Here is an 18225-nt window from a genome sequence, read left to right as displayed (position 1 = left end):
GGACGACCGAGCGTGTATTTTTATTGGGACCATCTGCCGGGGCGATGGGACACTGAACCGCTATTTTTGGGGTCGAGTGTCCCGGTCAGATTTTCAACACCGGCCGCCGCCAGATTTTGGAACCTCGACCGACCCAAATTTTCAAAGGGGCCGCCGCTGTAGCGGGATGAGAGGTAGATATATCGGGCGAGTTGGCTGGTTCCTTGCCACCCGGCACCGGGTGGGTCTTTTGTGCGCCAAGCCTGGGCGTCTGCTGCTGCTCGCGCGCGCGTAAATCCCTTCGGCCGTGGCTTTGAACCGTGGCTTTCTTCGGTGTGGGCGTTCGATCGCTGGCAAAGCTGAACCGTTTCAAGCGCATCTGCGGAAGGGTAGGGAGGATGGACGTTCCGCCATCGTGAGAACCGCTAGGGTCGCTTGGCGATTCTGCCCTTGAGCCTTCCATGCGCCCGATCGCGTTCTACCGCACGGCGGGCCACGGCTGGCCGTAGCTTTGCAAGCTGAGGTTCTAATCGGATATTCGCAAAGTAGAACTGGCAGGTCCGAGATGACCGGATAGCGGACTACGCCGTAAAGGGCTGGGCAGGCCCGAAGCTATTGAATCGCGCTGATCGAGGCCAAGGACAACAACCATAGTGTCGGTGACGGCCTCCAGCAGGGACTCGACTACGCGACGACGCTCGACATCCCCTTTGTCTTTTCCTCAAACGGCGACGGGTTCGTATTCCACGACCGCACGGGTCAGAGCGCGGTTAGGGAGGCGAGCCTCGGCCTGGACGCATTCCCGACGCCTGCCCGACCTGTGGTCGCGGTATCGTGCCTGGAAAGCTCTCGGCGCCGAGGCCGAGCAGATCGTGCTTCAGGACTATTTTGACGACGGGAGCGCGAAAAGATGCAGGGCGCCCTGCGCGCAGTAGAGAAGAAGCAGCTTCCCCACATGCTCAGTGTTACCAATATGCTGCTGCACGGCATTGAGGACCCGAGTTTCGTGCGCCACGACAACACGTTGGCCCGCCCGCTGATTTCATGGGGCAAGGACGAGCGCGTCGATATCGTGCTCACCAATCCGCCCTTCGGTGGGCGCGAGGAAGACGGCATCGAGAACAACTTTCCGACCTTCCGGACCAAGGAGACCGCCGATCTGTTTCTCGCACCGATCGTGCGCCTGCTAAGGCCCAGCGGGCGCGCCGCCGTGATGCTGCCCGACGGCACGCTGTCCGGCGATCCTACAGTCCAGAAAAGGCGACCTCAGGGTCCAGAAAAGGCGACCCGCCATTCGCACCAATCTATCCCTTGTTCAATCCCTTCGCGCGCGCGAGCCGGCGATCGTGGCGGCGCTCGGCTCGCTCGGCCCGTCGCTGGAGGAGAGGCTCGGGGCCGACAGGGCCCGATCGTGGTTTGGCAAGACCGTTGTCATCGACGTCGTGGGTGAGACGCTCACCATGGCGATGCCGACGAAGTTTATCGCCGAGCGCGCCCAGCAGGACTTTGGTCTGGAAGTGTTGGCCTATTGCTCAGCCCTGGTACCGACTGTCAGGGCAGATCGGATGGTCGTCGCCAAATCGTCGGGGGTGGCGGCATGAGTAGGGGGAAAGCCCAAAACTACTCAAGCGTTGATACGAGCGCGCAATTTGGCAATCTCCCCGCGAACTTGGATCAGGGCCGCTACGCAATGCTCTTGGAGATCCACGATAATGCTCTGCAGGTAGTCCAAGTCTTCGGACCGCGTCATGCCGTACTCACAGCGATAAGTTTCGCCATCGTGGTCCTTCTTGAACTCGGTGAAGTTGTACATAGCGTTCTGAACCGAATAGAAAGAACGCGACAATTCGACGGGAAAACAGTCCAGGTTGTTCCAGGCTTCCTTAATCTCGGGCAATTCGTTGAAGGCAAGATTATCTACGGTGACTATGTTGTTTTCGCTCGGCGATGCAGGCGCATCAGTCAGTCTAACCATGTATTCCGCTTCGTGTCGCAATACGTCCACGGCAAAGTCGAACCGCAAAAAAATGCCCAAAATCTTCCGGCATTCATTCTGGCTGGCAGCTCTTTCATCAAAGCGGACTTTTGCCATCGCCGCGGTGTAAGCGACGACAGCAGCGCCCAGCGCCACAAATGCGGCCATCAGCGTCTGCCAGTCCTTCCACGAGGTCGCGTTTGTAGGCCCCCAAACACCAAGCCACACCGAAAGCACAGCCGTGAACATCAGCAGGCTAATCGCCGCTGTATCGAATTTACGCATCATCAAGCAATTTCCCAACTTCATCCAACAAGTCGCAATACTTCAATCTTCACATCGTTGCCTGCAATGGGTTCAACCTGACGAACTCGCTCGATCTGCAACTCCATTGTGCGTCAATCGGAACTATTTCAGGTTTCAGCGTTGCAAACGACGGCAGCAACGCTTTCACCTGCGTCTATGGGCATCCAGTGGACACTGTTACCGGCAATTGGGTGAGTTTGGGCATTCGTCGACCGAGCGCGGGATGGGCAACGTCTTACCGATGCAACAGACATATGAACCTGAACGCAAGTCTAAGCCTTCGGGCGTCCTTGAGCGGGCGGCTTGTAGCCGCCCTCCAAGTCCGGAAACGGCTCGTGAGGGAAGTCGCAGTACCCCGTGGCGTCAGCCATAAGGACCGACGGCGGGCGGGCGTCGTCGTATAGCCCGATCAGCATATCTTTTTCGCCGGCATAGCCGCCAAACGTACTACTAAAACATCTGTTTTGCGGGCATACATTTTGCCGTCATCCAAGATAGCATCTTTACACTCCCGCCGGCCGCTAGCCTCTTGCGTTCCTCGGGCTTCATAACGTTCATTGATAGGTTTCCGGAAACTCTGTCGATGGTGCCAAAAATGGATGTTGTGCTGCTTTCGAATGCAAATGTGACCTGCGTATCGTTGACCTTAGTGATTGAGTAGGTCTGGTAGAGAGGCGGCTTAAACGTTCCGGCATCAAAATCGATGATCGCGCTATCTCCGTCGATAATCATTGGGTTATTCTCAGGAAAACTAAGGGTGCCTTTGCATGCAAGGGTAATTGGGGCCGCCTCTGTGGGAGAAGCCAAAGAGATCAAAATCGCTATTGCTGCTGGGGCCCTCATCGATCCAGAACCGTTCTATGGCTCACACCTGTAGCGATAGGCGCGCGAGCCGGTCTCATCTGCCCACGACCACACCATGGAGCCGCTTAATCGATCCAGAACGATCGAGGTTGGAACCCCTAGTCTTATTGCCGCCATGCTCATTTTTGATCCGAGAAAGTAGAGTAGTATTTTATCGTCTGTCATTCCTTTGGCTGGACGATTGCGATAGCCGAAATAGACCTCGTTACTCGTTCCCATCGTCTGGGCAACACGCAGCTCGACAACTGGTAAATCAGTGTCGACGTGAAGCTGGTTCACATTCTTTTCGCGTTCTGGCCCGGGGCGCTCGCTTCCTTCGAATCGACATGCGAGAGTGAGTTTTTCCGCACCGGCGACCGACGATATGGTGATGGAAAGCACAAGCCCCAGAAGTGCAGCGGTTTTCATTCGTGCTTGCCTTTGGACGGTCTTCAAGCTCCTGCGGGCCCCTGTGCGACCTGAACCACATGCCGCTCGTTCCCGACCGTGATTACTATCGTGTAGGTCTTCGGCCCGCCGGCTTGGTCCGTGGGTGGCGCAAGGTGCAGTTGGCCGCCGTACCACTCGCCCGGCATGAGGGTGTTGTCTTTGATGACGGCTTGCTCGAGCGCAGCCATGTTGCGCTGACCCGCCTCGATCGTCGTCGCTACCATCGCCTCGTTTTGCACAGCTGCGTTGTTCTGCGCAATCACGCGGCGGTGGGGCTGTAGAACGTTCCGGTCCGGCCGCTGGGCGTCGTGTAGCTTCCGCGGCCCGCGTTTGCAGCGCTATATGAGTTCCCGGCGACGGCGAGGCCCGTCAGAATAGCCGCGGCCACCTGGCGGTTTTTCTCCTCCTGCACCAGCATTTCATAGCTGACGACCTGCATGCTGTAGTCGGTGCCGGCGACGTGCTGGATCGCCTCGACTTGCGCGACCTGGAAATCCACGGGTTGGCGTCCAAGGTTGTTGATACCGACCACAAACACCGGCCGTCCATTAGCCTGAAGCTGGCGCGCAGCCGGCTTGACCAGCACTAGTGACGTCTTCTGCCGTGAAACGAGGGCAGGTTGCCCGTCGCGCATCAGCGCCTGTTGCTGTGGACTTAAAGCTTTGAAAGAAACGGTTTCGCCGTTCGACACGCAGCCGCCCAGCGCGGCGGAAAGCACCGCAATCGGTAAAATACGCATGATGAAAACTCCCCAGTCCCAGGGGCATACAAGCGCAACTATTGGGGGAGGGCAAGGCCGGTTTCGCGCGCCTCAAGAGCAATTCGCGTCGACTGTGGAAAGTCGGTGACAGCAGGCGCCACCGGTCTGCCGCGACAGCGGTGGGCCAAATGGACACAAGACCCGGAGGCCGATTGGATCGCTGAGGCGCCCTGTCACGCCGATATGGACGCCTTCAAGGAGTTGATCGACACGGCGCCCACGACCTTCGCGGGCTTGGTCGCGTGGGTCTTATCTCAGCGAGATCAGGAAGGCTCAGAAATGGATGTTCGAGGAAGAGGGGCCGCCGTTGCTGGTGACCTTCGTCGAAGCGCTCGGAAACCTGGCGGTGATATCATGACCACGAAATCGACTCACGAATCCAGCAGCAGCGTCAACAGGGGCAGGTTCACCGTAACACGGAGATTGTTCATGAACTCAATCGTTGCACTGCCCATCGCTGGCGCGCTCCCGATCCAATCAATTGCGGCCGCAGATGCCGACCCAATCTTCGCGCTGATCGCGGCGCACCAGAAAGCCTATGAAAAGCTGAACGCCGCGGAGCGCGCTCATGCTGTGGTCGAGAGAGAACTGCAGGCTGCGGGTGATCTGTTCCCAAGCGTTACAAGTCGCGGAAATCCATATTCGGGTTTGCCGGGACCGGTATCAAAAACTCAAGCCGACATCGATATGTACTCTCCTGCTGACCTCTATCCCGAAGACAACAGGCGGGACCATGATGAATTGTCTGCGGCCATCGCGCGCCGCGACGCCAGGCATAAGCCGTCTCAGGAAGCCATAGACGCAGCTTGGGAGGATGAACGAGAAGCGCTCGACCGGGTTGTTTTGGCTGTTCCATCGAACCATGGCTGGGGTCATGGCCCCGCTAAAACTTCAGCGCGAATTGTGGGATGCCGGCGGCGACATGCAGATGGACGCTTGGACCGCAAGCTGCGTTTGCGAGGCGGTCGAAAAGGGCGTTGTTAAAGCTGCAGGCCTCCTAACCGCCGGGAAAGGCCCGCCGGTTCACGCTGGCGGGCCCCTTTTCATACGAACCCGCTCAGCGATCTATCTTTAGCAATCAGAGAGCGATCGTCCCTAAGGCGCTCAATATTATCTAGACCTTTTGCAATCTCTCGCCCGATCTCTCTCTTATCGAACCGTCTTCTGCAGCCTCAGTTTGAAGGCCCCTAAGGCTTTATCAACCGTAGCTGGCGCCATGCCGATGGCATTTAGGTGCTCTACGATTTCTCGTTCTTCGCTTTGACAAGCTTCGAATGCTAGCTCGATCGCTTCGGAGGTGCCGCCCGTAGACCTTAGTTTTTCAGCTTGCGAACGAACTGCGCGGTAGACGCAATCTTCGTAGTTTTTCCTCAGTTGCGGTAGTAGGTCGTCCGCTTTGCTGCCAATGTTGGCAGCAAGCACCAAAATCAGCACAAACGCGGCAAGCGAGACCTTAGAAAACATTGGCCTAGTGCTCATCGAAAACGGATCAGACCGGTCCAATCCGAATCCATCGGCCATCAACGAAACCTTGATTTGCGATAGTATCTTTGGGTCTGACCCTTAATGCTCATTTCATGTTCTCCGGATCTCGGCGAGCGTCATGATAAATGCGCTTGAAAGTACGGACGTTTTTCGCACCGAAACCCGAGAAAGAAGGTGCCGAAGGTGGGAGCCCGCATCTTCCTCAGCCGGATGAACGCTCTGTCATCTCCTCGCCCCGCGTTATCCAACCCGAGGCGGCTCGCCGGGGCAGAGCGACCCGTCGAGATCGAATTGCGTCCCGTGCGGGCGGCCAAAGAGGTGGCAGCGTGAGTCGCACAAGAGAGGAACGCGCTCAGCGGTCGACCGAACCTTTTTACGGCAGCAAGCTGCTGGGCCGCTATTCGCTTCCTTGGAATCGACCAGGGGAACTGCAATAGTGACGTTATGATCATCGCTACCTAGATCACCGCGCTGGACGCGACACGATTGGTCCCTTGTGAGAAAATGGTGAGTCATCTCACGAATTGAGCAGTGCTGCGCCGCCCTCTTAGAGCGACGCAGCATTTGGTCTTATGTCCAGTCTCGATGGTGCAATCCATTCGGCTTTACGTCCAGCAAATCGATGGTGTCGTCGTCGCCGACTTGCAGCAGCGTTCCGCCGTGATGGTCGGAGGATACTTTGACGTAAACGTCGTTCAAAAGTTGCAGCTTGTCCACTTTCGGAAAATCAGTGATGGTTGCGGTGTTGTGTTCACCGTTGAGAGCGTCAAAGTTGAACACAAAGGTGTCGGCACCGTCACCGCCGGTCGCTTCAGCTGAGCCGTCTGCCAAAATCATCTTATCAGCAAATTGCAGGCGTTCGATATTCTGCAGCGTGTCTGTGCCCTCGGCACCGACCTTGTCGGTGACCGTGATTGAGCCATCGGCATTATGATCGATCGTGTAGTTCTTTGCCCTACCCGAGAATAGGGCCGTGTCCGTGTCCGGGAGCGGCTCGCCGAATGGATTGCCGTTATCACCGATTAGGTGGTCGTCGCCCTGCCCCCCCTTCATCCAGTCATCGCCCTCGTTCCCCAGCAGCTCGTCGTTGCCGGCGCCTCCAAAGATCTGATCATTGCCGAGGCCCCCGAAGACCTCGTCGTCGCCATCGCCGGCTTTGATGCGATCGCGGCCCTCCAGGCCGACGAGCAGATCGGAGCCTGCGCCGCCCCCTACCTCGTCGTTTCCGGCGGCGCCGTTGACGAAGTCGTCGCCGTCGCCGCCGGTCAGGCGATCGTTGCCGTCGCCACCGATCACGGCATCGTTGCCGAGGGCGCCGTCGAGGACGTCGTTGCCACCGTCGCCCCAGAGCGTATCGTCCCCGGCGCCGGACTGAATCCTGTCCGTCCGGTCGGTGCCGCCGATCACGACGTGATCGTCGCCAAGAAACGCTAGCCCGCCTCCTTGGTTGGTCATCACCAATGGATTTCCGGCAGCGTCGACCGGATAGGTTGACGGGTCGCCGGCTTCGATCGTGTCGGTGGGCACCGCGAAGACGTCGAAGGGAAGGTGCGTGGTATCAGTGTTGCGCATCACCAGCTCGGAGAATGAGGTGCCCTCGAGCTGATTTAGGAAATTCGTACCTTCCAACCGCGACAGGTAGTAAAAGCGGTCACCATTCTGCAGATTTTCCATTTGAGTCTCGAACACGAAGTTGAAGGTCGAGCCCAGCAGCCCGCCCGACGCCAGCGGCTTCTCCGCCAGGCCCCCGATCCACAGATCAACGTCATTGAGACCGGTCTCGACGCCGGCGAAGGCTCCAGTGCCGTTGAGAAAATCAGTGTCCGGGCCAACGCTCTCGTCTGCCTCCGTGGTCGGGTCATCCGCCGTCCCATAGACAAGCGTGACGGCAGCGTCACGTTTCTCCGCCACCGTGGCGGCATCAGCGAGCAACGGATGAACGCCGTACGCTGCAATGAAGTTCACGAGAGACTCTGGGTGCTTAATGCCGTCCCCGAATTCCGCCCAGCTCGCATATGGCTTGAGATCGGGATCTCCGGTTGTTGCGTAGAACTGCTCGCGGACACTGTTGAGCGGTGCCACGCCGGTGTCACGGCCGCGCGCGAGGTTTATAGTCGCAAGGTCCAGAGGCAAACCGAGAAGATTGTTGCGCAGCGCACCGGTAACGAATTCGTCGACGCTGTTGGCGACCTCGCGCGTTGCTCCGCGCACAATTTCCGCTGCAGCATTGCCGTCGGCGCCACGCTCCGCATAGGCGAGCGGGTTGAGGAAGGCGTCAATCAGCCTGAGCTGCTGATCGCCCGCCACCTCGGCATTGGCGTCGACCACGTTGCCGTCGGCATCTTGACGGTCAACAGTCTCGCGCAGCAGGGAGTGCCCGAACCGATAGACCGTGTGCGCGAACTCGGCCACGATCGCGGGATCGATGGTGACGTCGTGCGCCTCGAATTCATCGATGTTCGGCTGGATGCTGCGTGCAAAGTCCTCGAAGACAAGATGCTGGTATTGCATCTCGGTCGCAAATCTTCCGGCCTGGAACAGGTACTCGCCATTCCACTCACTCTCCTGGATGCCGTCGGACATATCCGCTCCCGGCTTCAGCCACTGGCTGACGAATGCTGGATCATTGTCCGCTTCGGCCAGAATCACCTCCTTCAGGTGCCCGATCAGCCGGTTGTGTTCCGCGTGGAAAACGTGATGAACGGCGGTCAGGCCAATATTCTCATTCCCGCGTCCGTCGCCGGTGATGTAGTGGGCATCGAGCAGCTCATTGTCGTAGTTGCCGCTCGTATCCGACCTGTCAAGGTTCGAGAGGCTGATCTCCGTATCGCCGTCCGCGACCTTGCCGGTCGGAACGGCATCATGGGCAATGTCGTTCAGAAAGGCGTGTCCGGTGCGGATCGCCCCGGTGGTGCTGACGGGATTGGCGGGGTTGCCTTCTATCAGGATGTCGTCGGGCGTCCCCGCAATGCCGTCAGCGCCGGGCATCACAAGTTGGGCGTATCCATGGGCTCCGGCCAGGAAGCGCCCATAAGAATCGGTTGCCAGCAAGGGAATGTCGGTCACATCGGCATCGGTCAGGTCGATGCCGAGCAACTCCCGCGCTTGCGCCTTGACGTCAGCCCAGGTTGCCAGGCCGCCATCGGCGCCTTCGAGCAGACGCCCGGTTGCCACCGGATTGCCGTTGGCGTCAAGCATGTACTCGCGCAGAAAAACCTGGTGTGACGGATGCGACGTGTACGTCTGGTTCTGGTCGATGAACGGTGTCGTCTGGTTCGTGTGCTCGTGGACATCGTCCGAAGTCCCGACGACCCCGTCTGCCCCGGCCAAGTTGGTCGCACGCGTCAATACCATGAAATTAGTCGGGCTACCTTCAACGTAGAGAGGGTCGTCCGGCTGCAGTGGAATAAACACCGTCCCGCTCTCGCCCTTGTTCACTAAATCCAGGCCATGGTCGAAGAACTGGCCGAAGAACGTGAACCACTGATTGAACGGCGCCGCGCCATCGGAATCGACGTTCGGAATAACCCCGTCGCCATCGCTGTCGACTGCGGCGGCCGCCGGGTTGCTGTTCGCATTCTGGTCGGCAATCAGATTGCTGATGATCCGCGGTTGGGCGTCGATCACTGTATCTTTGGTCTGGGAGTAGGACGTTCCGAGATCCGCTTCGCGGAACACAGGATCGGTCATCCGCGGGAACATCCGATCCGCGGCGCCGAAGTCCGACTGGCCTGGCACCACGCTGTTGTTCGTGCCGTCAACCGTCCGCAGCCCGAACGGAAGAGAAGGGTCCTCCAAAGGAGAGCCGGTTTCGGCGAATCGAATTTGCGCGAGAATGAAATCGAGGTCTGATCGAATGAGTTGCATGTCCGTCTCCCTGATTTCCGAGCTGTGGAATTCCGGACGCCTCTGCGAAGGCATGCAGGCCGGGAGCGGGAGCCCGCTCTGTGGCGCTTTAGAGATGAGAATGCGAAAGGATGAAAGCTTTATCGCGCACAGGCAGCCACATATTTGGCAGCAACCGACGCCGACGCGGTCCGCAACATTTCAGAAGTCGCAGCGTCATAGCCGCACTCGCAGGCTTCTTCCGACAGGGCCTGAGACATCGCGTCGATGGCTTCAGGCTCTGTGCGGCACGGTCGCCGAGATAGGTCAGCATGTGCGAGCGTTTGCTGATACGTAGACCGTGACCGACCAGAACATGGTTCCCGAAACTCCGAAAGGAGACCTCAGCCAGACCTGCTAACTGGCGCGGCTCAATTGCTCGCACCTGACTCTGGATTAATGGGGCGTTCGGCAATCCGGCCAATGTCGGCGCAACATACCTAACCCTGCGGCAAAAGCCGTTCCAGCCCGTGTCCCACAGGCTTTCACACCTTCCCCAAATCGATGGTCGGTCGGGGATGATGGCGCTTTCAATCAACACTTCAGCGCCGATCGCAGGCCGTCGATGACCGTCCAGGAATATAGGTGTAAGCTGATCCGAGAGTGGCGTGAGGAATAATCACCGTGCTCACACAGGGGCGTGAGGGTCCTGCACCGGAAGGCGACGTCGTCGCCACCGTCTATAAAGACTCCTCCGGGAGTCTGTATGTCGAACCGCTGCCACCGCAGTCGCCGCTGGACTGCGTGGGGCCGGTGGGCGTGGTTGGCTGCCCGGTGGCGCGGGTCTGGTACGGTTGGGCCAACATCACGCCCCAGCAGCAAGTCGACGCCGAGGGGGCTTACGCCAGCCCCGACCTCGACCCGGAACAGGGTCCTCGTCGTGGGACACTTGCAGACGGTCACGGTGAGGGATCATCTGACTGGCGAAAACCCCATCGAGCAAACCTGGTTCATGGTCAACAAGCTCTATCTGACCCCCTTCCGGGGACGTGTCTTCGAGCGCCACTCAACGCAGTTCTTCTACGCCACTGGAACCCCGAGAAACGCCCTGGTCCTCGCGATCAGCAGCGGCGAGCATTCGCCCCGCGCCGCGCGCATCACCTGGACCGGCATGGCCACGTTCGGGGGCAGCAGCGGCCCCCGTAGCGCCGAAGACATGTTCGTGACGGGGGAGGCCGACTTCGCGCGCTCTCCCTTGCCCATCAAGGCAGACGAGTATTTCGTCCGGCAGACGCGCCCACCACTGCCACCACCGGCAAATGTGTAAAGTCGGGCGGGTGCAAGGACTGCAGGACCAGCATAACCACGAGCGGGTGTATTCATGACCTAAGATGACCGCGGAGACACACTACTCTCGCGGACTTGATTCATGCAGGCGCGTTATCGGACCCACTACAGGCTCCGCATCAGGCAGGCCACCGCCCCGCCGCGACTCGGGTTCTGCATCTGCCGGCGCAATCACCAACAAAAAGACCGCCCGAAGGCGGTCTCTCTTTGGCACCATGTAATTGGTAATCATCCACCTCGCAAAGCACTGACTAACCATGCAATCGTATTGATCGCGGTGTCCTGGATTTGGCACTTTCAGTCACCCGGCCTTGCTGTTTTAGCTTATCTAACTCCGCCGCCACCTCGGCTAAGCGTTGAGGCGTCCATAGCTGCTTAGGCTTCCGTTTTGAAACGCGGACCTTCTTTTTCATTGCGGCCCCTCCGTTCAGGAGCGAAAGGGGCGAGCATACGTCTGCTCACAAGCGATCGTCTGTTCGGCTTCTGACTCAGGAACCGAGATTAGCCAGAGGCTACAAACTCGGGATGAAGTCAATGTCGATCGAAGAACTGTTCGAACTGCACCAACAGATGCAGTCAGTTCTCCGCGAAAAACTGCTCGCCAAATGGGCAGCACTACTAGAAGATCGATTGCGTCAGCTCAACCAGCCGGCGAGCGATGCAGCAAGCGCGAACCCCACTCGACGTGCGAAGCCGCCGATCTAACTAAACCGCCAATCGAGATTCGGTGTACGAAGCGGTGTCGCTCGGTGAAGGTCGGGGACGCCTTTGCGCCGTTGACGCTTGCAGCGCCTCCGCAATACGGACCGCTTCTCTGAGCTTTTGAAGTTCGGCCATGCGGTGGGAAAGATCGAGGTCTATCTGCGAGAGACACTGCTCCGTTGAGTCTGCCCGCCTTGTTACACATGGCGGGACATGTTCAGTCACAAGACTTGTGGACAGGGTGGAGTAGGCGTCAATACGCGGCTGAAGAGAAGGCATTTTAAAAAACCCCTCACTAACCATTACTCATACTTCATTGTGAAGAGGGGGGACGGCGGCTTCAACAGGATTCGTCTAATTTGAGAGCCGCATCCGGAGTCTTACGGGCGCTTCAATTTGTGGGCAGAGCCTTTGCTACCTGACGCCCGGACCTGAGGTACTGGGGTCACGTTATGTCGCCCTCCGTACCCTCGCTGGCGATCCTGGTGGTGCCGCGCCGGGGCGCTCGTGTTCGGGGCAGGAAGGCCAAGCGGGGAGATGGACCAGGCCGCGCCCCTCAAGAGGCCCTGGACCCTGCACGACTGCGGCGGACCGGCCGGACCGAGCTGGGGATCCGAAGCTATTTGGTCAGGTGCACAAGCATGGCCTCACAGGCGTTCTCGGCTTCGCCAACCGTCTTAAAGGGTGATCCGCCTATCCTGATGGCAGGCCTGTTGAAATTGATCGGGCGCCAAGAGGCTACAAAGCCAGGCTTCCCGTGGAGTCCAGGACCACTGCTACTCTCATTACTTATTACAAATGAGAAGCCGCGCTCGCTCGCGCTCCAAATCTCCAGCTCCTCTGTCGCGGGAGCAACGCGGCTGAAATGCAGTGCCATTCTACGATCCAGCGAGCTCTAGGAAACCGCAAAACCGTGCCGAAGCCAGAGGTCTCTCCTGTGTGTTAGCTCGGGGTGCAGGTCAGTCGCGCGAGGTGTCCTGATCTGTAGATAAGAAACATATCGCGATTGTAATGGAAATATTCGCCAGTGAAGTCCTTGGTGCGAAATTTAAGCTGGACCGTGTTGTTGCTCAATACGAGCGCACTAACAGTACCCTGGCCCAAATCGACTGATACTTTCGACACGTTATTTGCGGAACTGAAGACCGCCTTCAAGGTGGTGGGGAATTTTGAGAGTCCCCCAGGCTCGAACATATCGCCAGTGCAACTTATCTTGAGCGAGTCCTTCGCCTGAGCGGTTTCCATTGTCAAAAAGGCGATCGAAATGCCTCCAAGCAAAGTTGTAATTTTGAGCATTACTCATTCTCCGAACTTCGGATCGATTCCAGCGCAAATCTTGCACCGCATCCAACCCGTTGACTAACGGAGAAAGCGCCCGAGAGCAGGCGGCTATTGGTCGGGACAAGACGTCATTTCTCGGCCTTCAGCCCCAGCTCCACAAGCCGGGAGCATTGGCTAATATGTTAGCGGCAGCACTCGTTGCACAATTGCGCCGAGGCAAACGAGCACCACGAGCAACTTGAGCAGATTTGCTAGTCGGCTGTCGGTAGCGAATTTGTCGATCGCCCAAAAGCAGATTGCGCCTACGACGACGATAATTAAAACCCCTATCAAAACAGAAATCATATCGCCCTCGTTGTGCTGTAGCCGATAAACCAGAATAGCGCCTTCATTCGCTCAGCCCTCCGGGGCGGACTTTCCCGCAACCTCTGGGCCCAGGCAAGCGAAAAGCCGCCGGCTCGACTGGCCGACTCACCGCGTGACCGCGCCAAATGGGAGATTATCGTGTCGGCGGCCGCCACCGCCCCGCCGCGATTCAGGTTCTGCATCCGCCGGCGCAATGACGCGCTCGGTGGGAGCAGGTCATGCCAATGAGGTCAGAAAATCGCCTGTCAGACGAGAAGGCGTCGCGGATGATGATAGCTCTTCGCAATGGAGAGACACTCAGAAAATTCCCTGTGCGCTCGCACCGGCTGAAGGCCTATTTCGGCGCTCACCCCGACTATGCGCGAGAAGCTGAGCCTCTGATCGAGGCAAATGCAAAGGCCAGCGACGAGATCTGGCCCTCCATGAGGACAGTCTCGCTGTGGGCCCCGAGAACGCGAGTCATCTCCCGATAGAGGCCGCCGTTGCGGCCGAACTCGACGCTGCGAAGGCCCTGATCAACACGGCGCCGAGCACGCAGATCGGCCTGCGGGCGCTGGAAGCGCATCTTCGCGAGGATCGCCATCGCCAGGCTCGGGGGTTCATCGCAAGGACGCACGCGACAGAAATCGGTACCTACACGAGCGGCGACTGGAGCCTTGAAAATGTCGACTGGCTGATCGCGAAGCGCGCAGCAGAGATTGATAGCGCCGCGTGATGCCGCGAGGCAGGATCGTGACAGGAGCCCGCCGGTTCACGCCGGCGGGCTTACCTCGCCATGCGGACCTGTTGTGAACTCTAGAGCCGTTCCTTGGGGCATGACTGGGGGGACCGGAGCGGCCTCGGCCGGCAAGCGAGCACCCAGACCGAGACCGCTTCTTTCTGACCGCGGGTTGACATTGCAGTTGAGCGTCCAATTCCGCCAAGAGTCCTTTGCAGAATCCGGCTAGCGTTTCCATCATCCGCCTGTACAGTGATGAGTCGTTACATCTCATGATCGTGGGGGCGAGTCATGCAGAGCGAGTGGGAATCAATGACGATCGATGATCTGTTCGCGCTGCGCGAACAGATGCACGATGTGCTCAGCGCGAAGCTGAAGGCTAAAAAGATCGAGCTCGAACGTCGGTTGAAACAGCTCAATCAGCAGTCAAAACTAATCGAGACGGTGAAGCCTGGCCTGCCAGGGTGACGTCACTTCGGCCTCGCTTGGACGCTTGTGCCACTCGTATCGAATCTTTGAGCTTCTGATTTTCCGCCCTTCGATTGAGAAGATCGGCCGTGGACTGCAAAAGACGCTGCTCGAAATCGTGTAAAGACTGTCCCATCTGAAATACTCCCTGCCTACAAGACAATTTTGGTTTCAAATAATGGTAGCTCGGCAAGCAATCATCGTGCCGCGCGCCTCATGTTCACACCCACTGCGCCGCCCGCGGATCAGGGGATGATGCCTCTGATGGTGCCCTCGCAGAGAGCATCTCGATAGCCAGCTGTTCTTCCAGAAGGCGTTTGCCGATATATTCGCGCTCGAGATCTGTCAGGCTGGTTTCTAGCAAGTGGCGATAGCGCCGAATGTTGCCTTGATGCGTTCTAAGCCGAGCGCAATTCTCATCAATCATTTTGTACTCCTAATAACTGGTCGAAAATTAATAGCCGGAAATCTGACGTCTCCTCTACTCACCCACCGGGATCAAGCATAAACCGTGCCGACTACCTGTAAGGATCCAAGGCTACGAATTCATGACAGTGAAACGATGGCGTTCGGGGTGTTTCACACGGTTTTGCCGCTTTATCCCGGTATGATGATTCGGCGCTCGAAAGGGCGCATCTTGGGACGGCTCTGGCGCCATTAGCCCCAGCCCCGCGCCAGAGCCGTTTCACCAACGATGCAATCCCGCTGTGCGCTGACTTTCCTCTAGCCGCGCCTTTCTCGCCGCGCTCGAGTCATAAGCAGAAAGAACCCGATGATGGTCAGGACCACCACCGAGGTCGTGATGATGCCGACATCACTGGCGAACGCCACAACGACGAAACCGATGAGCGCGACCGCTCCGAGAAGGATTTGCGCAAGCCGCTTCCCGCCGCCCAAACAGACGATAATCAGGATTGTGCAGCCGATTATGACCCAGACCATTTGGGGCTCGCAGGATTGCGCCGCTGGGTTGCTATGCTGCAGGCATGCTCGCGAAACGTTAAGCGGACTTGCCATTCTACTCAATGCAGTAGTCGAGAACAAAGCACGAAGCACCGTGTACGACCCGTGTATCATCGACAAGGCGGGACTAAACGGGAACCCTGAAACTAAAGAGTTTTCTTCAAGACAAGATGAGACACGGAAAGCGAAGGAACAGAACGCGTAAGTCTTTGAAAATTTTGGCGATCCCAGCAGGATTCGAATCTGCAACCCACGGAGTAAAAATCCGTTACTCGAGCGGCTCGAAAGAGGGTCGGCAACAGGGAGACCAAGAATTATGCACGTAGTTTTTCTACCGTAGATTCCTATTAACGTGTGGCCAGAAAACAAGCGACAACCTGGGCGTTCTTACGAGATTTGGAGGATGGTGCATCCGTCATCACTTTGTTTCCATCGATGCCCGAGTATCGAACAGCGGCGGGCTTGTGTAAATTAAGGAACATCGAGCCATCGGTTTGGCATTGAAAGCGCTGTCTGTTTGCTTTCGGCAGGCGATCAGCTTGAATTCTGGTAGCGCTTGCATATCACGAGGGTGCCTTCGCCGCACTTGCTGTGCCCGCGATATGTCATCCCAAAGTGCTGCCTCCTGGACTTGCGAGAGATGGATCAGTGACTGGGGTTATCAAAGATATATCGCAAAGCGGCGAGGCATTTCTAAGCCACGCTTTTCTAGCCTAGTTGAATCATCCTGCGCGATATCCGGCATGGCCGAGCGGCTCGATCGCGTTCTCGATCAGCGTGCGCCCTGAAGGGACTTCCAAATGTCTCTGATCGCGTTGAAATTTGTCTTGGCTGCTCTCAGCTGTCATTGCGCCGCTGCTGTTGGTTCTGACGTGACTGGTGGCTGAGCTGCGCGCCTGGCGCCGCGGCAAGTGAGATCCGTGCCGACGGCTTGCCGCCACGCAATGCGGTCCGCTGCGCATATTCCCGTAGCAGCCTTGCGACTGTTTGGGTGTCGGCAACCATCACTCAACTCGTCTCTCGCCGGACACCCCCTTCTTCCCGCGGCGGAAGCAACTCTTCGCCGCTACGATTGGCGAATTTGCCAGGCCCATCAGTCGAGCGATTTCTCAAGATTTTGTGCCGCCCGAAAGTCATCCATGTGATGCAGGTTCGGGCCGTATGCGGCCTCCTTCGTCAGAAGGTGATGAATCTTTCCTACCACGATCTGGAGATGCCTCATCCGTTCGACGGGCATTGCCCGAGCCTTGCAAAGGGCTCTGACAGCATGGGCCCGGAAATAGTGAAAAGCGTCCGACATGGTCGGATAGATCGGGAATCGTCCCGTCGTGCCGACACGCTGCGCAAAGAACTTCTGCCGAGCCTGTGACGGGGACCGAGATCAGTAGCGAACCTAACGGCCCAGGCGATTCGAGAAAAAGAAGAACATGTTCGCAGTACGGCTGCTTTAGATCTAATTTGAACCGCTATCGAAACCGGCCAATTCCGAAGCTGTTCCAGAGCGATGCCAGTCGAGCCTACCTGACGCTCGTCAGTCGTTGACCAGAGTGCCGATCAACTGGAGTAGAGCCTGGTGTTCGGGACCGTTGGCGCCAGCTCGAAGGAATTTTCCGATTTCGATCAGGGACGTACGTCCCCCGGAGCTGGGGTTCGGCTTGTGCTCCACCATCGCGACACCCGATTGCGGATCGCGGACCAGCCGCCAGGCGTCACCGTTGGCGCTTTCGTAGAGAACTCTTGTCATGCTTTTCAACCACTTGATCTCCGTGGGGTTCCTGGAGGGGGCCGAAAGAACCAAAATCCCGGACGGACATTGGATCCGGGGCACGACATGGAGCCATCACCATTGCCCTGTCGGAAGCGGGCGACATTGAGTGCGGCGCCGGCTGCAGATGGGAGAACCTTACCGGACCCTTCTCGGCCACTTCAGACATGAAGTGGGCCACCATTATTGGGACCTGCTGGTGCGCGATCGAGGGCAGCTGGATGCTTCTCGGGAAATTTTTGGCGACGATTCGATGGATTACAGCGCGACTTTACGCCGCCACTACAAGGAAGGGCCGCCCGCAACCTGGCAGGAGAGCCACGTTTCCGCCTATGCGACGGCTCACCCTTGGAGGATTTTGCCGAGACCTGTGCGCACTATCTCCATATCGTCGACACGCTGGAGATGGCGGGCAATTTCGGCATGCAGATCGCCCCGGCCGCCGACCGCATCGGCGGTCTGCGCGCGAGGGTCGAATTTGGCCCCCTATGCGATCGAGGACTTCGACGCCGTGACCCGGGCGTGGTTTCCATTCGTACTCGCGATGAACAGCCTGAGCCGCACCATCGGCACCCGGGAACGGCCCCGGTCATCGGCAAGCTGCGTTTATTCATGAGCTGGTTCAACGCGAGCGGTCGGTGTTACCGCCGGCTCCGGCGGCGGGGAGGGGGACAGTCGCCCAGGTGACGTTCCCTTTGAAACAAAGCCGGTTCTGATCGCATTGTAGTACATCGCCAGCAATGGTCAGCCAAAACGCGGGTGGAGATAGTGTGTGCTCCCGATATGATACAGGAGGTGCGCATGTGCGATTTGTGCCGCGAGCTGGACTATAAGATCGAAGCGTGTCGCAGATTAGAAAACTCGACCAATGACGAGCTAACGCGCGAAGCTGTCGCTGACCTCATCAGGGAATACGAGGAAGACAAAGCCAAGCTCCATCCAAACCAGTCCGGCGAAGCATCGCGAGGTTAAGTTGCTTCCCCATGTCAAAT

At 58.1% G+C, this 18225-nt stretch carries 19 protein-coding genes and 1 pseudogene; 8 read left to right on the top strand and 12 right to left on the bottom strand.

All coding sequences use genetic code 11. The features are described 5' to 3' along the window. Positions 1 to 889 precede the first annotated feature (889 nt). Positions 890 to 1429, top strand: coding sequence for an N-6 DNA methylase (locus tag GWE18_RS15405; RefSeq protein ID WP_275186554.1), 540 nt, complete (start codon positions 890 to 892; stop codon positions 1427 to 1429). Between the two features lie 10 nt (positions 1430 to 1439). Further along, the gene (locus GWE18_RS15400; protein ID WP_275186553.1) at positions 1440 to 1580 is read left to right on the top strand and encodes a hypothetical protein; all 141 of its coding nucleotides are present in this window, start codon (positions 1440 to 1442) and stop codon (positions 1578 to 1580) included. Between the two features lie 23 nt (positions 1581 to 1603). Here GWE18_RS15400 and GWE18_RS15395 read toward each other — a convergent pair whose 3' ends face one another. The 5 genes from GWE18_RS15395 to GWE18_RS15375 form a co-directional block, all read right to left on the bottom strand. Further along, complete coding sequence (locus GWE18_RS15395; RefSeq protein ID WP_275186552.1) at positions 1604 to 2242, bottom strand: hypothetical protein; 639 nt, start codon at positions 2240 to 2242, stop codon at positions 1604 to 1606. A 468-nt stretch (positions 2243 to 2710) separates the two neighbouring features. Then, positions 2711 to 2992 carry a hypothetical protein gene (locus GWE18_RS15390; protein WP_275186551.1) on the bottom strand — a complete coding sequence of 94 codons (282 nt, stop codon included), beginning with the start codon at positions 2990 to 2992 and terminating at the stop codon, positions 2711 to 2713. 126 nt (positions 2993 to 3118) lie between these two features. Beyond that, positions 3119 to 3532: a hypothetical protein gene (locus GWE18_RS15385; RefSeq protein WP_275186550.1), complete on the bottom strand. Its 414-nt coding sequence runs from the start codon at positions 3530 to 3532 to the stop codon at positions 3119 to 3121. A 23-nt stretch (positions 3533 to 3555) separates the two neighbouring features. Next, a complete protein-coding gene (locus GWE18_RS15380; protein WP_275186549.1) occupies positions 3556 to 3816 on the bottom strand; it encodes a hypothetical protein in 261 nt (86 codons plus the stop codon). Continuing rightward, the gene (locus tag GWE18_RS15375; protein WP_275186548.1) at positions 3813 to 4292 is read right to left on the bottom strand and encodes a hypothetical protein; all 480 of its coding nucleotides are present in this window, start codon (positions 4290 to 4292) and stop codon (positions 3813 to 3815) included. Before GWE18_RS15375 ends, GWE18_RS15380 begins: the two co-directional genes overlap by 4 nt. 450 nt (positions 4293 to 4742) lie before the next feature. Between GWE18_RS15375 and GWE18_RS15370 the strand changes: the two genes are divergently transcribed. After that, positions 4743 to 5297, top strand: a complete 555-nt coding sequence (locus GWE18_RS15370) for a hypothetical protein (protein WP_275186547.1) — start codon at positions 4743 to 4745, stop codon at positions 5295 to 5297. Between the two features lie 165 nt (positions 5298 to 5462). Here GWE18_RS15370 and GWE18_RS15365 read toward each other — a convergent pair whose 3' ends face one another. Both GWE18_RS15365 and GWE18_RS15360 read right to left on the bottom strand, forming a co-directional pair. Further along, positions 5463 to 5777, bottom strand: a complete 315-nt coding sequence (locus GWE18_RS15365) for a hypothetical protein (RefSeq protein WP_275186546.1) — start codon at positions 5775 to 5777, stop codon at positions 5463 to 5465. Positions 5778 to 6368: 591 nt separating this feature from the next. Continuing rightward, a complete protein-coding gene (locus GWE18_RS15360; RefSeq protein WP_275186545.1) occupies positions 6369 to 9665 on the bottom strand; it encodes a peroxidase family protein in 3297 nt (1098 codons plus the stop codon). A 907-nt stretch (positions 9666 to 10572) separates the two neighbouring features. On the opposite strand from GWE18_RS15360, the gene GWE18_RS15355 reads away from it, so the two are divergent. Beyond that, positions 10573 to 10950 carry a hypothetical protein gene (locus GWE18_RS15355; protein ID WP_275186544.1) on the top strand — a complete coding sequence of 126 codons (378 nt, stop codon included), beginning with the start codon at positions 10573 to 10575 and terminating at the stop codon, positions 10948 to 10950. Between the two features lie 554 nt (positions 10951 to 11504). Next, complete coding sequence (locus tag GWE18_RS15350; protein WP_275186543.1) at positions 11505 to 11675, top strand: hypothetical protein; 171 nt, start codon at positions 11505 to 11507, stop codon at positions 11673 to 11675. Between the two features lie 939 nt (positions 11676 to 12614). Here GWE18_RS15350 and GWE18_RS15340 read toward each other — a convergent pair. After that, positions 12615 to 12968, bottom strand: coding sequence for a hypothetical protein (locus GWE18_RS15340; protein ID WP_275186541.1), 354 nt, complete (start codon positions 12966 to 12968; stop codon positions 12615 to 12617). Positions 12969 to 13758: 790 nt separating this feature from the next. Between GWE18_RS15340 and GWE18_RS15335 the strand changes: the two genes are divergently transcribed. Further along, complete coding sequence (locus GWE18_RS15335; RefSeq protein ID WP_275186540.1) at positions 13759 to 14034, top strand: hypothetical protein; 276 nt, start codon at positions 13759 to 13761, stop codon at positions 14032 to 14034. A 294-nt stretch (positions 14035 to 14328) separates the two neighbouring features. Then, complete coding sequence (locus GWE18_RS15330) at positions 14329 to 14505, top strand: hypothetical protein (protein ID WP_275186539.1); 177 nt, start codon at positions 14329 to 14331, stop codon at positions 14503 to 14505. A gap of 220 nt (positions 14506 to 14725) precedes the next feature. Here GWE18_RS15330 and GWE18_RS15325 read toward each other — a convergent pair whose 3' ends face one another. The 4 genes from GWE18_RS15325 to GWE18_RS15310 form a co-directional block, all read right to left on the bottom strand. Beyond that, positions 14726 to 14932, bottom strand: a complete 207-nt coding sequence (locus tag GWE18_RS15325; protein WP_275186538.1) for a hypothetical protein — start codon at positions 14930 to 14932, stop codon at positions 14726 to 14728. Between the two features lie 296 nt (positions 14933 to 15228). Continuing rightward, on the bottom strand, positions 15229 to 15447 hold the full coding sequence (locus tag GWE18_RS15320) for a hypothetical protein (protein ID WP_275186537.1): 219 nt from the start codon (positions 15445 to 15447) through the stop codon (positions 15229 to 15231). Positions 15448 to 16305: 858 nt separating this feature from the next. After that, on the bottom strand, positions 16306 to 16473 hold the full coding sequence (locus GWE18_RS15315) for a hypothetical protein (RefSeq protein ID WP_275186536.1): 168 nt from the start codon (positions 16471 to 16473) through the stop codon (positions 16306 to 16308). A gap of 526 nt (positions 16474 to 16999) precedes the next feature. Continuing rightward, the gene (locus GWE18_RS15310; RefSeq protein WP_275186535.1) at positions 17000 to 17212 is read right to left on the bottom strand and encodes a hypothetical protein; all 213 of its coding nucleotides are present in this window, start codon (positions 17210 to 17212) and stop codon (positions 17000 to 17002) included. Between the two features lie 68 nt (positions 17213 to 17280). Here GWE18_RS15310 and GWE18_RS15305 point away from each other — a divergent pair. Beyond that, a pseudogene (locus GWE18_RS15305) lies at positions 17281 to 17813 on the top strand (putative zinc-binding metallopeptidase); the annotation flags it as partial. Positions 17814 to 18225: the final 412 nt, after the last annotated feature.

The organism is Bradyrhizobium sp. CSA112 (genome assembly GCF_029051645.1).
GTDB lineage: Bacteria > Pseudomonadota > Alphaproteobacteria > Rhizobiales > Xanthobacteraceae > Bradyrhizobium.
The sequence above is the reverse complement of the archived record's forward strand: the minus strand, read 5'-3'. Positions and strand labels throughout refer to the sequence as shown.